Source organism: Paraburkholderia sp. WS6, from assembly GCF_030464835.1.
GTDB lineage: Bacteria > Pseudomonadota > Gammaproteobacteria > Burkholderiales > Burkholderiaceae > Paraburkholderia > Paraburkholderia madseniana.
In genome coordinates this window covers 1-12,559 of the sequence record NZ_JALQCK010000084.1, presented here as the reverse complement: position 1 = coordinate 12,559, position 12,559 = coordinate 1, and the positions used below count along the sequence as shown (strand labels likewise).

The 12,559-nt window shown below is 63.3% G+C and carries 12 protein-coding genes; 5 read left to right on the top strand and 7 right to left on the bottom strand.

What is annotated here, in order from left to right; all coding sequences use genetic code 11:
* Positions 1-83: 83 nt before the first annotated feature.
* The 3 genes from hpnK to M0D64_RS44045 are packed head-to-tail and all read right to left on the bottom strand — an operon-like array spanning position 84 to position 2,541.
* Positions 84-908, bottom strand: a complete 825-nt coding sequence (gene hpnK, locus M0D64_RS44055) for a hopanoid biosynthesis-associated protein HpnK (RefSeq protein ID WP_266262201.1) — start codon at positions 906-908, stop codon at positions 84-86.
* Positions 898-2,187, bottom strand: a complete 1,290-nt coding sequence (gene hpnI, locus M0D64_RS44050) for a bacteriohopanetetrol glucosamine biosynthesis glycosyltransferase HpnI (RefSeq protein WP_266262200.1) — start codon at positions 2,185-2,187, stop codon at positions 898-900. The genes hpnK and hpnI (M0D64_RS44050) overlap by 11 nt, the downstream gene beginning before the upstream one ends.
* 12 nt (positions 2,188-2,199) lie before the next feature.
* Complete coding sequence (locus M0D64_RS44045) at positions 2,200-2,541, bottom strand: hypothetical protein (RefSeq protein WP_171929407.1); 342 nt, start codon at positions 2,539-2,541, stop codon at positions 2,200-2,202.
* 354 nt (positions 2,542-2,895) lie between these two features.
* Between M0D64_RS44045 and M0D64_RS44040 the strand changes: the two genes are divergently transcribed.
* Positions 2,896-3,555, top strand: coding sequence for a response regulator transcription factor (locus tag M0D64_RS44040; protein ID WP_154565655.1), 660 nt, complete (start codon positions 2,896-2,898; stop codon positions 3,553-3,555).
* On the top strand, positions 3,555-4,958 hold the full coding sequence (locus tag M0D64_RS44035) for an ATP-binding protein (RefSeq protein ID WP_266240649.1): 1,404 nt from the start codon (positions 3,555-3,557) through the stop codon (positions 4,956-4,958). Before M0D64_RS44040 ends, M0D64_RS44035 begins: the two co-directional genes overlap by 1 nt.
* Before the next feature lie 10 nt (positions 4,959-4,968).
* Here the strand turns inward: M0D64_RS44035 and M0D64_RS44030 are convergent, their stop codons facing one another.
* The 3 genes from M0D64_RS44030 to hpnJ form a co-directional block, all read right to left on the bottom strand.
* Entirely contained in the window at positions 4,969-5,994 is a 1,026-nt protein-coding gene (locus M0D64_RS44030) for a flippase-like domain-containing protein (RefSeq protein WP_266262203.1), read from the bottom strand.
* Positions 5,995-6,071: 77 nt separating this feature from the next.
* Positions 6,072-7,256: a bacteriohopanetetrol glucosamine biosynthesis glycosyltransferase HpnI gene (hpnI, locus tag M0D64_RS44025; protein WP_266262198.1), complete on the bottom strand. Its 1,185-nt coding sequence runs from the start codon at positions 7,254-7,256 to the stop codon at positions 6,072-6,074.
* Complete coding sequence (gene hpnJ / locus M0D64_RS44020; RefSeq protein ID WP_266240647.1) at positions 7,253-8,674, bottom strand: hopanoid biosynthesis associated radical SAM protein HpnJ; 1,422 nt, start codon at positions 8,672-8,674, stop codon at positions 7,253-7,255. The genes hpnI (M0D64_RS44025) and hpnJ overlap by 4 nt, the downstream gene beginning before the upstream one ends.
* A 415-nt stretch (positions 8,675-9,089) precedes the next feature.
* Between hpnJ and M0D64_RS44015 the strand changes: the two genes are divergently transcribed.
* The 3 genes from M0D64_RS44015 to M0D64_RS44005 all read left to right on the top strand — a co-directional run bounded on the left by M0D64_RS44015 (position 9,090) and on the right by M0D64_RS44005 (position 11,865).
* Positions 9,090-10,151 (top strand): aliphatic sulfonate ABC transporter substrate-binding protein, encoded by a 1,062-nt coding sequence (locus M0D64_RS44015; RefSeq protein ID WP_266262197.1) that lies wholly within the window; start codon positions 9,090-9,092, stop codon positions 10,149-10,151.
* Between the two features lie 101 nt (positions 10,152-10,252).
* Positions 10,253-11,092, top strand: a complete 840-nt coding sequence (locus M0D64_RS44010; RefSeq protein WP_266262202.1) for an ABC transporter permease — start codon at positions 10,253-10,255, stop codon at positions 11,090-11,092.
* The gene (locus M0D64_RS44005) at positions 11,044-11,865 is read left to right on the top strand and encodes an ABC transporter ATP-binding protein (protein ID WP_266262196.1); all 822 of its coding nucleotides are present in this window, start codon (positions 11,044-11,046) and stop codon (positions 11,863-11,865) included. Before M0D64_RS44010 ends, M0D64_RS44005 begins: the two co-directional genes overlap by 49 nt.
* A 100-nt stretch (positions 11,866-11,965) precedes the next feature.
* On the opposite strand, the gene M0D64_RS44000 is transcribed toward M0D64_RS44005, so the two are convergent.
* The gene (locus tag M0D64_RS44000; protein ID WP_007181784.1) at positions 11,966-12,169 is read right to left on the bottom strand and encodes a cold-shock protein; all 204 of its coding nucleotides are present in this window, start codon (positions 12,167-12,169) and stop codon (positions 11,966-11,968) included.
* Between the last annotated feature and the right edge of the window lie 390 nt (positions 12,170-12,559).

Genomic DNA, 12,559 nt, shown 5'->3' with positions numbered 1-12,559 from the left:
GGCAACGCTAATAGACCACTAACAAAACAAGGAAAGGCCAACGCCCTAAGAACACGGACAAAAGCGCCGCGCAGGCAAAGAAATCAAACCCTGAGCACATCCCCAAACCCACCGACCCGAGCCCCCAAATGCCGAATCGCATCGGCAACCCTTGGCGACAACAGCGCCTGCAACTCATCGGTGTGCCGATAATCCCTCATCCCATGACTCAAAACCCGATCACCAGCAAACGCAGGATGACAATAAATCTCCCCCACCCCGCGCGGCAAATCGGCAAGCGCAGCAAGCCACACCCCCTCATCCATCCGCCCACTATTAGCAATCCCAACAACATAATCGTTGTGCACGATCCCAGCCCGATCCAACCTCGCCCGCACCCATGAAATCCACGGCCGCAACCATAGCGGCGCACCAACCTCGAACGGCAAACGCATCGCCCGCATCCCGTACTCGCGGCCAATCTCCAGAATCAACCCAAGCACCGTCGGATGCAAATGAAAATGCTTGTGCGTGTTGACGTGATCGAGCGTCAACCCCGTGCTCGCGAAAGCGTCGAACTGCGCGCGAATCTCTCGCGCCAACTGTCTGCGAACGTGCGGCAAAAAGAAAAACCGCACCCCGTCCCGCACCATGTTGTCGCCAAAGCGGCCATGCTCGTCGAGCAACGCGGCAATCCCCGCGCGCGGCGTAACCGCGTCGCCATCAGCCAGCACCAGATGCAGACCGACCCGCAACCCCGGGAGTTCGCGAGCACGCGCCACCGCATCGGCCGCGGCAGGCGCGCCGATCATCAGGCTCGCGGCCGTCAACACGCCGTGCCGGTGCGCCTGCTCGACCGCCAGATTCACCCGGGGATGCAGGCCGAAATCGTCGGCAGTGACGATCAGGCCGCGTGGCTCAGCCGCCATCCGAAGTCTCCATGACATCAATCACACCCAATGCCTTCGCGCGCGTCGTCGATGCGGAGGCCTCAACCGGCACGCGTGCGCCACGCCACACCACATGCGAGCCGAACGCGCCCGCGAGCCATTGCAGTGCCAGCAAGGTATCGCGCAACGGCACGAGCGGCAAGTCGCGCCAGAAAGTACGTTCGTGACGCGCGGAACGCAGATGCATCAGCATGCGCGCAGCAAACCCGGCCGCCGTGCTGGCGCCGCTCACCAGTGCCGCCCACAGATGCACGCCGGCGGACGGTCCGTTCGCGAGACTGCATGTAAGCCACGCGCCGGCCACAAGCCAGGGCGTCGGAAACGTGATGAACAGAAATGCAAAGCCAAGCGTGTTCACCGAGCGGATCGTGCGCAGCCAACGCGTCTCACGCTGCCACAAGGCGGAAAAAGTCGGCTCGATGACATCGGTGGCCACCATCACGCGCGACAGCACCGTGCTCAGCCCAAGCGCACGCACGTGTTCGGCAAGCCAGTAATCATCCGCGAGGCAGTTTTTCAGCGCGGCGAAACCGCCGATGCGCTCGAGCGTCGCGCGGCGTAAGGCAAGCGTCGCGCCGAAACCGAAGCGGCGCGACCCGGCCGCATGCGCGACCCGCACCGACGGCGCGAACCACTCGTTGATGAACAGCGCGCCGACCCGCGGCCAGAAACCGCCGACGCCTTGCGCCACGTAGAGACAGGTCACCACCCCGACGCGCGGTTCGGCGAGCGGCGCCGCCACGGTGTCGAGATAGTCCGCTTCGACGGCGATGTCGCTATCCGCGATCACGATCAGGTCATGGCGCGCCCGCTCCGCCATATTGATCAGATTGCTGACCTTGAGATTGCTGCCGTGCACGCGCGTATCGATCGCGAGCTCGATGTCGTGCATCGGATAGGCGGCCTGCAAACGGCGCACCACGGCGATGGCGGGATCGTCCGGCGAAGATACACCGAGGACGAGCTGGAAATGCCCGTGGCGCTGGTCGCAGAAGGTTCTGAGATTTTCGTAGAGACGCGGCTCGGCGCCGCACAGCGGCTTGAGAACGCTGACGCCGACATTCGTGAAAGGAGGCAGAGAATGCGAAGCCCGGGCGGCGGCACTGGCGGCAGCCGGGACGCTAGCGACCGTTGCGCGCGCCCCGCGGCGCACAGTGAAGAACGGCATCGCCACCGCTGCCAGCATCGCATAGAGCGAGGCCGAGACGCAGCCGGATAACAGGATCCATTGGCATGCTGTCAATGCGTGCGCCACCATCGCCTGTAGCCGTCAGTGCCCGGCGAGCACGAACGGTTTGCCGGTAAAGCGTAGATGAAGAACGACGAACCAGCGCCGCGGACAGTCCGCCTCAATCAACACGGGCCGGCCGGCGAGCGTGGCGTACTGGCCCTGAATCGCGAGGTCGAAAGCGGCCTGCGCGAATAGGCGCATCACGATGACACCGCTCACGATCAGCGCGAGAGCAAGAGTCTGAAACCCCGTGGAACTGAAGACCTGCTGCGAAACCGGCAGCACCAGCAGTGCCAGTAAGGCGAGCGCTTCGGTACCCATGGCCGTAAGTGAAGCCGCCATTAGATGGGCTCGCAGCATGTCGGTGGTGACTGGCTTCATGGCGTGGTCTCGTGACCTGAAGGAACGCGCGGCATCGTGCAGTGGCGCGATTCGCCGGCACCTGCGCCGGTAAAACGCGCCGACAGAAGCGCCAACCGTACATTCCATCGATGTGCTTACGATTAAGTTGCGATGACCTGACAACATGACGTAGTTCGCGCGCTCATGTCGAGCCACGCGACAGTTACCTGCTGAGGGGCGATAGTAGCGATTCAAGCTGAAGGAAACCTTAAGCAAGAAAGAGGTATAAAGCGTCCAATGAACATGATAGCTACACTTCGGGTGTGTGACTCGGCGCTTGCTTAAAAAAACTGTCACCACCATGCAATAGACATAAAACGGAATCTCTCCCCCATGCGCGTACTCCTCGTAGAAGACGACGACCTGATCGGCTGCGGTATTGAAGCGGGACTGCGTCAAGCCGGTTTCACGGTCGATTGGGCCCGCGACGGCCACAAGGCCAGTCTCGCCCTCGACACCACCGCCTATGCGCTGGTCCTGCTCGATCTCGGCTTGCCCAGGGTTTCGGGTATGGACCTGCTGAGGCGGCTGCGCGACGCCGGCAAGGACGTGCCGGTGCTCGTGCTGACCGCCAAGGGCACGGTGGTGGACCGCGTCGGCGGCCTCGAAGCGGGCGCCGACGACTACCTCGGCAAGCCCTTCGACCTGACCGAGCTGATTGCCCGGTGCCGGGCCCTGCTGCGCCGCGCGCAGGGGCGCAGCGTCGAGCTGATCCGCTATCAGGATCTGACGGTCAATCCCGCCGCGCAAACCGTCGAAGTCGGCAATACGCGCGTGCCCCTCACCTCGCGCGAATGGGCCATCCTGATGCAGTTGCTGACCAATCAGGGCATTCCCCAGTCGCGCTCGCGCCTCGAAGAGAGTTTGTATGGATGGCAGGAAGAAATCGAAAGTAATGCGATCGAGGTCCATGTGTCCAACCTGCGCAAAAAGCTCGGCGCCAAGCTGATCAGAACCGTACGCAATATCGGCTACGTGGTGGAGAAAGCGTAATGTCGGCATCGATACGCCGCCGTTTGATGATGCTGGTCCTGGCCAGCATCGTGCTGATGTGGGGCATCGCGCTGATCTCGAGCTATCGTCAGGCCACGCGCGAAGTCGGCGAATGGGAAGGAGCGCGCCTCGCGGAGCTCGCGCAAATCCTCGCGCTGCTCGACGAGCGCAATCTGACCACCCTGGCCAATGCGCGCATCGACGTGCGCGAAGAAGAAAAAGGCGGCGAACCCGGCGCGAACGACAGCGACGACGACGATTCCCTGCCGCGCGACGCGCTATTCCAGGTGCGCGGCGCGAACGGCGAGGTGCTGGCGGGCAGCCCGCAATTGCGCGCGCTGCAAGCATGGGATTTACCGGTGCCGCCCGCCAGCGGCGCACAAAACATGACGCTGGGTGGTCAGATGTGGCACACGTTCACCTTGCGCGACACCGCGCTCGGCCACACGGTGCGCGTGTTCGAACCGGCCAATACCCGCAGCGATCTGGTGAGCGGCGTCGCGAGCCGGATCGCCCGTCCTACGCTGCTCGCGCTGCCGGTGCTCGCGCTGCTGGTATGGTTCAGCATCGGCTGGAGCCTGGTGCCGCTCAAGGTCCTCTCCGGCGCCATTCGCGCGCGCGATATCAACCGGCTGGAACCGGTGGATATTGGCCGCGCGCCGACCGAGGTGCGCCCGCTCGTCGACGCGATCAATCTGGTGCTGTCGCGCTTGCGGCACTCTATCGAACGCGAGCGCGCGTTTACCGCCGACGCCGCCCATGAGCTGAAGACGCCGCTCGCCGCCATCAAGGTGCAGGCGCAGGTCGCGCTGGCCGAATCGGATACCGCGTTACAGCGGCTGGCGATGGAACGCGTGGTGCAAGGCGTCGACCGCAGCGCGCGGCTCGCGGAGCAGTTGCTGCTGCTCGCGCGTCTGGATGCGCACGAAACGCTCGCCACGTCGCCACTCAGACCCGCGACCGTGGCGAAAGACGCGCTGCTTGCCAACGAACCCAATGCGCAGCAAAAGGACATTCGCGTGGCGCTCACCGGCGACATGCGCGCAGAGATCAATGCGGAGCCCGTGCTGATGGGTATCCTGCTCGACAATCTGCTCGATAACGCGATCAAATATGGCCGCACCGGCGGCAGCATCGAGGTCGCGGTGCAGTATGACGCGGGCCGGGTGCAGCTCACCGTGCGCGACGACGGCCCCGGCGTCGCGCCTAGCGACCTCGCGCGCCTCACAAACCGGTTTTTCCGCGCGACCGGCAATCAGGCCACCGGCAGCGGGCTGGGCCTGTCGATCGTCGCGAGGATCGCCGAGCATTTCGGTGCGAACCTGCATCTCGGCACAGGGATCGGCGAGCGCGGTCTGGCGGTGGAAGTGTCGTTTCCCGCTTATGCGGGAGCGGAAGAATGAAGGTGTTGTACTAGCGCTGGCTGGCTTCGCCCACGACCGTCCGCCCTGCTGATTCCGCCCGCTTCGGCTCGCGATTGCCCGACTCGGCAAATTGCCACGCAATGAGTCCGGGCACGAAGACCAGCAGATCGCGAATGCGCCTCGCGCCGGCGAGCGCGAGGCAGATGGAAGGATCGAGACCCAGCGCGCCGCCGATCAGAATGAAACCGCCCTCCTGCACGCCCAGACCGCCCGGCACAAAGAACGCCGCACTGCTGATCGCCTGGATCAGCGATTCGATCACCACCGCCTCGACCAGCGTGACGTGCACGCCGAGAAAGTACAGCGCGAGCCAGATTTCGAGCGACGTCAGGAAGCACTGCAGCGGTTGCCAGAAGAACAGATAGCGCAGCACCACGCCGCGCCGGCGCCAGATCAGCTTGATGGCCTGGTCGATCTGAGCGGATTGTCCGACGAGCGCGGCAAGCTTGCCGCTCGTCATCCGATTGAGCGCGCGTGTGATGCGCTCGAACGGGCTGGCATGCTGCACGAGTGCGAACAGCACCAGCAGCGGCGTGAGCACCACCACGCCCCACGCCAGTTGCCCGGCGAGCCGCAGCGTGTCGGAGTGCGCATGCGCGAACAGAAAACCGATGCCGACCATCGTGAACAGCAACTGGCTGATCACCGTGAGCTGCATATCGACGATGATGCTGCCGACCACCGTAGACGGCCGCACGCCCCAGCGCTTGAGCATCCGGAACGACACCACCTCGCCGCCGATACGCGCCACCGGCAACATGCAATTGACGGATTCGCGCACCCAGACCAGATGCAGCATGTTGGCAATGCTGGGCCGGTTCGGGCCGCGAATCAGCGAGCGCCAGTCGCAGGCATTGGCGAGCATCGGCAGCACGTGCGCGATCGCCGCCAGCAAGAGGCCGGCGCCCGCCGCGCGCAGTGCACCAAGCACGGCGCCGGGATTGTCCTGCCAGACCAGCCACAGTGACACCAGCAAGCCGGCAAGCGCGGCGAGGCGGCCGAGATGCTTCATCATGGGGCCACCCTTCGCGCGTGCTTCAGGCACGCTGCATCGTCCTCGCAACTCCCTTCCAGATACCCGCGCTTCATTGCTTACCCAGCCTGCTGTTCATCCGTCATTCCGTCCTGCGTCGCCGACAACAGGCCGTCGCCATCCACCTTGAAACTGAAACCGCGCCAGATCACGCGCGAGGACCAGAAGCTCGCTACGAAAATCGAAAACGATACGATATCCCATAACGGCAACAGCCACAGGTCGCGATGCGCCTGCCGCAACGCGCGGTCGGACAGCAGTTTCAAAACGAGTCGGGCGCAGACGGCGACCAGCGCAAGCGACCACGCCCACCATGCGCCACCCGAGAACGCGGTGGCGAGCAACGCAAAGGCGAGCGGAAAAATCAGCACCGAGCCGAGGTGGCCAAGCGGATCGATGCTGCGAATCGTGCGGCTCCAGCGCAGTTCATGCGCGATCAGTTTCGTCGCGCTGTTTTCAACGCAGGCATGCGAGATCGTGAACGGCGGAATCACCACTTTCTCGCCGATCATGCGCACGGCCTCGCCGATCGCGTGATCCTCGGCCAGGTGCTGCACGAACGGCGTGAAGCCACCAATTTTTTCGAGCGTGTCGCGTCGCATCGCGATGCTCTGTCCAAAGCAAGGGCGTGCGAGACCGAGCGCAAGCCCCGTCACCACGCCGGGCAGGAACTGGTAGTTGGTGGCCTTGGCCGACAATCGTGGCCAGAAACCGGGATCGGGCGCACCGCGATACACGCAGGTGACGAGACCGACGCCAGGCTTCTGCAATTCGCCGACTACATTGCGCAGATAATCCGGACCGACGCTCACGTCGCTGTCGGCGAATACCAGCACGTCGTGCCGGGCCTGCGGCAGCATATTGAGGATGTTGCTGATCTTGCGGTTCGGGCCGTACAGACGCGCATCGGCGACCACGGTGATGTCCGCTTCCGGATGCAGCCGCCGCAGATCCTCGACGGCTTGCAACGCGGGGTCGGCCGAATCATGCACGCCGAACAGGAATTGCACGGGGCCCGGATAGTCCTGCTGACAGAAGCTCGAGAGATTAGTGAGCAACGCCCACTCGTTGCCGTGCAGCGGTTTGACAATCGTGACCGGCGGAAAGCTGGTCGGCTCGGACACCGCTCTCGCGAAGAACCGGCCGATCAGGGCACCCGCCAACACCGTGTAGGCGATGCCGAAAACCGCCCCCGCCGCACACGCATAGGCCAGCGTGACGGCGAGCAGATGCACGGCGCTCACGCCTCGTGGGCGCGCAGGAAGCGGAAGAATTCGACGCCTTCACGCAGGCGCCGTTTCATCATGTCCCAGCTCGTGAGCATCTCGCGCAGAATTTCCCAGATCTTCGACGGACGGAAATAGAAGCGCTTATAGAAGTTTTCGAGCTGGTGGTAGATCTCGTCACGCGACAGATGCGGATAGCCGATCGCCGCGAGCTGCACCCCCGACTTGCTGACGAGGTTGATGACCTTGTTCTCTTCCAGCCAACCGTTCTCGACCGCCTGGTTGTAAAGCGTCGTGCCGGGATACGGAGCGGCAAGCGACACCTGGATCGTATGCGGATTGATTTCCTTCGCATACTCGATGGTCTTCTGGATCGTGTCCTGCGTCTCGCCAGGCAGGCCGAGAATGAAGGTGCCGTGAATCTTGATGCCGAGCTTGCGGCAATCTTCGCTGAAGCGGCGCGCAATGTCGGTGCGCAGGCCCTTCTTGATGTTCAGCAGAATCTGGTCGTCGCCCGATTCATAGCCGACCAGCAGCAGGCGCAGGCCATTTTCCTTCATGATCTTCAGCGTCGCGTACGGCACGTTCGCCTTTGCGTTGCAGGACCACGTCACACCCAGTTTGCCGAGGCCGCGGGCGATTTCCTCGACGCGCGGCTTGAAGTCGGTGAAGGTGTCGTCGTCGAACATGATCTCCTTGACTTCAGGCATGTTGTCGCGAATCCACTTCACTTCTTCCAGCACGTTCTCGGTCGAACGCGTGCGGTAGCGATGCCCGCCCACCGTTTGCGGCCACAGGCAGAACGTGCATTTCGAACGGCAGCCGCGGCCCGTGTAAATCGATACGTACGGGTGTTTCAGGTAGCCGATGAAATAGTTGTCGATCTTCAGATCGCGCTTGTAGACGGGCGCCACGAACGGCAGCTCGTCCATGTTCTCCAGGATCGGGCGCGCTTCGTTGTGCTCGATCGAACCGTCTGCCGCGCGATAGCTCAGGCCTTTGATCCCGGCGAACGGCTTGCCTTCGGCGACTTCCTGGCAGGTGAAGTCGAATTCTTCACGGCAGACGAAATCGATCGCCTCGCTCGCGGTCAGCGAATTGTGCGGATCGACCGCGACCTTCGCGCCGACCATGCCGATCAGCACCGAAGGCTTGCGCTTCTTCAGGTCTTCGGCGAACAGGGCGTCGGTGGGAAAGGACGGTGTGCTGGTGTGGATCACCACCAGGTCATATTGCTGTGCTATGTCGAGCGATGCGTCGACGGACAGGCCGTCGGCGGGGGCGTCGAGTACGCGGCTATCGGGGACGAGCGCGGCGGGCTGCGCGAGCCACGTCGGATACCAGAACGAGCGCACTTCACGCTTGGCCTGATAGCGCGAACCCGCGCCACCATCGAAGCCGTCGTACGACGGCGCTTGCAAGAAGAGGGTTTTCATTAATGCTCCAGCAAGCCTTTGATCGGCGCTTTCAGTTTTCTGTCGGAAAACTATCGGAACTATTGCCCGTGGGGATGCGCGCGGGCACAGCGAATCGCGCAAATACTACGGAGCAAAGCTGAAGGAAACCTTAAGAAAAATACTCCCGGCCCACATTGTTCTAAGTGGTTAATACCGGGCTCCGCCCCGCGTGCGCTTTCGTATTTTATAGGCGAAACACATTCATTGCAGTGCCGCTGCCTGTCAGCGCGAAACATGTCTCACCCAGTCGAGCCAGCCGAGGACGAAAAATGAGCGGCCTACATCCGCCATAGCGGCCGATCTGCTTTGATTGTGAGTTTTTATTGGTTCAGTTCAGCATGCGCATTGACTACATTGACCGGTCACAACTAAACGACCATAACAGGACCAGTCAATGAAAATCCCGCGGGGCACGGCGCGCTTTTCGCTTTCTTCGATTTCCTCACACCCGCAGCATGCGAAACGTCGGCAAGCCGGCCTGAGCGCGTTGCTGATCGCGGCAACGGCCGCGCTCGCCCTCCTTGCACCGGGTATCGCACGCGCCGCGCCGCCTGCCGAACTGAAACTCGACTACGCCTACTATTCACCGGAAAGCCTCGTCATCAAGCGCAACGGCTGGCTCGAGCAGGAACTCGCGCCACAGCACACTCAGGTCAAATGGGTGTTGAGCCTCGGCAGCAATCGCGCGCTCGAATATCTGAACAGCGGCGCGATCGACATTGGTTCAACGGCGGGTCTTGCCGCCGTGCTCGCCAAAGCCAACGGCAATCCGATTCGCGCCGTGTATGTTTTCTCGCGTCCCGAATGGACCGCGCTCGTCGTGCGCAAGGACTCGCCGATTAAAACCCTCGCGGACCTGAAGGGCAAGAAGATCGCCGCCACCAAGGGCACGGACCCGTTCCTCTTCACCTTACGCGCACTGCATACCGCAGGCCTCTCGCGCGACGACGTGGAGATCGTCAACCTTCAGCACCCGGACGGGCGCACCGCACTCGCCAACGGCCAGGTGGACGCCTGGGCCGGCCTCGACCCGCACATGGCCGCCGCGCAAATCGATGACGGCGCGAAGCTGATGTATCGCAACGTCGACTTCAATACGTGGGGCTTGCTCGACGCCCGCGAGGATTTCATTCGCGACCATCCCGAGACGCTCGCGCAGGTGCTCAAGGTGTACGAGAAAGCGCGCCTGTGGATCGCCGCGCATCCGGACGAAACCGCGAAAATCATCTCGGAAGAATCGAAGCTGTCGCTGCCGGTCGCCAGACTGCAACTGAGCCGCAACGATTTCAACCATCCGCAGCCGGGCACGCAGCAACTTGCCGCGCTCAAAGCGGCCGCGCCGATTCTCGCGCAGGAGCAACTGGTGAAACCGGGCACGGATCTGAATCAGGTCATCGACGCCTTGATCGACGTGAAGACGGCGCAGCCTGTTATCGCCGCGAACAGCGGCCAGTGAGCCGGCGCGCCCACTGCCCGAGGATCCTCCGACCGACTCCCATGGCTACCGACGAATCGCTCGGACTTCAGCACCGATCGCACACAACGGATGAACGCGCGATGCATCGCGCACCGCAAGCCGCCGATTCAACGCGCGCCGCGCCGCTGCCGCGCGACCCGCTCAAGCGCTGGCGCATGGCCGGATTAATCCTGCCGCTTGCCTTTCTTGCCATGATCGAAGTGCTGGTGCGTGCTTCGGTGTTGCCGGCGCACCTCGTGCCGGCGCCGAGCACGATTGCCGAAACGCTGTGGCAACTGGGCGGCGAGCGTCTCACCCGCCACATCGGCGCCAGCTCGATGCGCGTACTCGCGGGTTTCGGCATCGGCTCCGCACTCGCCCTTCTGCTCGGTGCGGCAACGGGCTTGAGCCGCCGCCTCGACGCACTTCTCGACCCTGCGTTTCAGGCACTGCGCGCGATTCCGTCGCTCGCCTGGGTGCCGATTCTGCTGCTGTGGATGGGCATTGACGAAGCGCCGAAAATCACGCTCGTTGCCATCGGCGCGTTTTTTCCGGTGCAATTGAGCGTCGTGGCCGGCATTCGTGGCGTCGACAGGAAACTGGTCGACCTCGGCGAAGTCAACCGATTGAGTCCGCGGGCGCTATTCACGCGCATCCTGTTGCCCGCGTCGTTGCCGCAGATCTTCACCGGACTGCGCACGGGCTTGAGTCTCGCGTGGATGTTCATGGTCGCCGCCGAACTGATCGCCGCCACCCGCGGCCTCGGCTATCTGCTGAGCGATGGCCGGGAAACCGGCCGGCCCGATCTCGTGTTCGGCGCAATTCTGCTGCTCGCCCTGCTCGGCAAGCTCAGCGACAGCATCCTTAAAACGATCGAAGCGCGCGTGCTGTCATGGCGCGATACCGCGAACGACCCGTCTTCCTCACGAGGTGCGCGTTGAACGCGGCAGATCTTTCAAGTCGGCCGCCGCTGCTCCAGGTTCGTGCCGTGAGCAAGCGCTACGAAGCGCGCACAGTGCTTGAACGCGTGACGTTCGGTATCGGGAGCGGGGAGATCGTCAGTCTGGTCGGCCCGAGCGGGTGCGGCAAGAGCACGCTGCTGCGCGTGCTGGCGGGCCTGGATCGCGGCTTCGAGGGGGAGATTTTGCTCGACGGGCTGGCTCAACACGGCCCGTCGCCGCGCCTCGGCGTGATCTTTCAGGAGCCCCGCCTGCTGCCATGGCTGAGCGTGGCCGACAACATCGCGTTTTCCGCCGGTCCACGGCGAGGCGCGGACCCGCGTGTGGGCCAACTGCTCGATGAGGTCGGTCTGGCCGGCACCGGCGCGGCATTGCCCAAGCAGCTTTCGGGTGGCATGGCGCAACGCGTGGCGCTCGCGCGCGGCCTCTTCTCCCAGCCCGACCTGTTGCTGCTCGACGAGCCGTTCAGCGCCGTCGACGCGATGACCCGCATGCGCCTGCAGGACCTCTTGCTGTCGCTAACGCGCGCGCACGGCACGGCGGCGCTGATCGTCACGCATGATCTGGATGAGGCGCTGTATCTGTCCGATCGCGTCCTGCTGCTCAACACTGAGGGACAGCGTGGCGCCGGACGGCTGGTGCGCGACATCGACGTTGCCGCACCGTATCCGCGTGACCGGCGCGACACGGCGCTCGCCGGCGTGCGAAACGAATTGCTCGATGGGATCGGTGAGGCGCGAAACGTGTACGCGTAACCCGACTCGCGTTTTGCGTTAGAAACGCGAGCGAATCGCGCCTGGACGCGAAAAACCACTCCCGGCCCGCCCGCCTGGGCGTGCGGGCCGGTCACTGCTTTCACACTGGCTTGATGTCCGCCGCCTGCTTGCCCTTCGGTCCCTGCTTGATTTCGAAGCTGACCTTCTGGTTTTCCTGCAGCGATTTGAACCCTTCGCTGCGAATTTCCGAGAAATGGGCAAACAGATCCTCGCCACCGTCGTCCGGTGTGATAAAGCCAAAGCCCTTTGCGTCATTGAACCACTTCACTGTACCGGTTGGCATGTCGATTCCTCGTTTGCACCTTGGTTGATTGGGTTGCATTCACCGGCTCCCGCCAGTTCGTGCTACTGCTGCTTGACTTTACGCCTGTTTGCGCGGCACCGCTCAGGTAGCCCTCAGGTACCCGTTTCTGCGCCGCGGCAACCGGAGTAGCAAAGCCCGTGCCGCCCGCCGCCCGTGGGCTCAGCGCCGATGCGATCGCGCGCAATCAGATAAGATGATTGGTATCGGCAGTCCATCCTTGGCCGCGCAGGGTCAGCCCAATGCATCACGACCGCGCGAGCTATCGTTCTCCCCACTTACAGGAACCCAGCATGGCCACCTCGAGCTATACCGACACCCGTCTTCTGATCAACGGCGAGTGGTGCGACGCCGCCAGCGGCAAAACTCTCG

Bases quoted from the DNA above. Each gene is read 5' to 3' on its own strand.
- hpnK (WP_266262201.1), bottom strand. From the start codon at position 908: ATGGCGGCTGAGCCACGCGGCCTGATCGTCACTGCCGACGATTTCGGC.
- hpnI (WP_266262200.1), bottom strand. From the start codon at position 2,187: ATGGTGGCGCACGCATTGACAGCATGCCAATGGATCCTGTTATCCGGC.
- M0D64_RS44045 (WP_171929407.1), bottom strand. From the start codon at position 2,541: ATGAAGCCAGTCACCACCGACATGCTGCGAGCCCATCTAATGGCGGCT.
- M0D64_RS44040 (WP_154565655.1), top strand. From the start codon at position 2,896: ATGCGCGTACTCCTCGTAGAAGACGACGACCTGATCGGCTGCGGTATT.
- M0D64_RS44035 (WP_266240649.1), top strand. From the start codon at position 3,555: ATGTCGGCATCGATACGCCGCCGTTTGATGATGCTGGTCCTGGCCAGC.
- M0D64_RS44030 (WP_266262203.1), bottom strand. From the start codon at position 5,994: ATGATGAAGCATCTCGGCCGCCTCGCCGCGCTTGCCGGCTTGCTGGTG.
- hpnJ (WP_266240647.1), bottom strand. From the start codon at position 8,674: ATGAAAACCCTCTTCTTGCAAGCGCCGTCGTACGACGGCTTCGATGGT.
- M0D64_RS44015 (WP_266262197.1), top strand. From the start codon at position 9,090: ATGAAAATCCCGCGGGGCACGGCGCGCTTTTCGCTTTCTTCGATTTCC.
- M0D64_RS44010 (WP_266262202.1), top strand. From the start codon at position 10,253: ATGCATCGCGCACCGCAAGCCGCCGATTCAACGCGCGCCGCGCCGCTG.
- M0D64_RS44005 (WP_266262196.1), top strand. From the start codon at position 11,044: ATGGCGCGATACCGCGAACGACCCGTCTTCCTCACGAGGTGCGCGTTG.
- M0D64_RS44000 (WP_007181784.1), bottom strand. From the start codon at position 12,169: ATGCCAACCGGTACAGTGAAGTGGTTCAATGACGCAAAGGGCTTTGGC.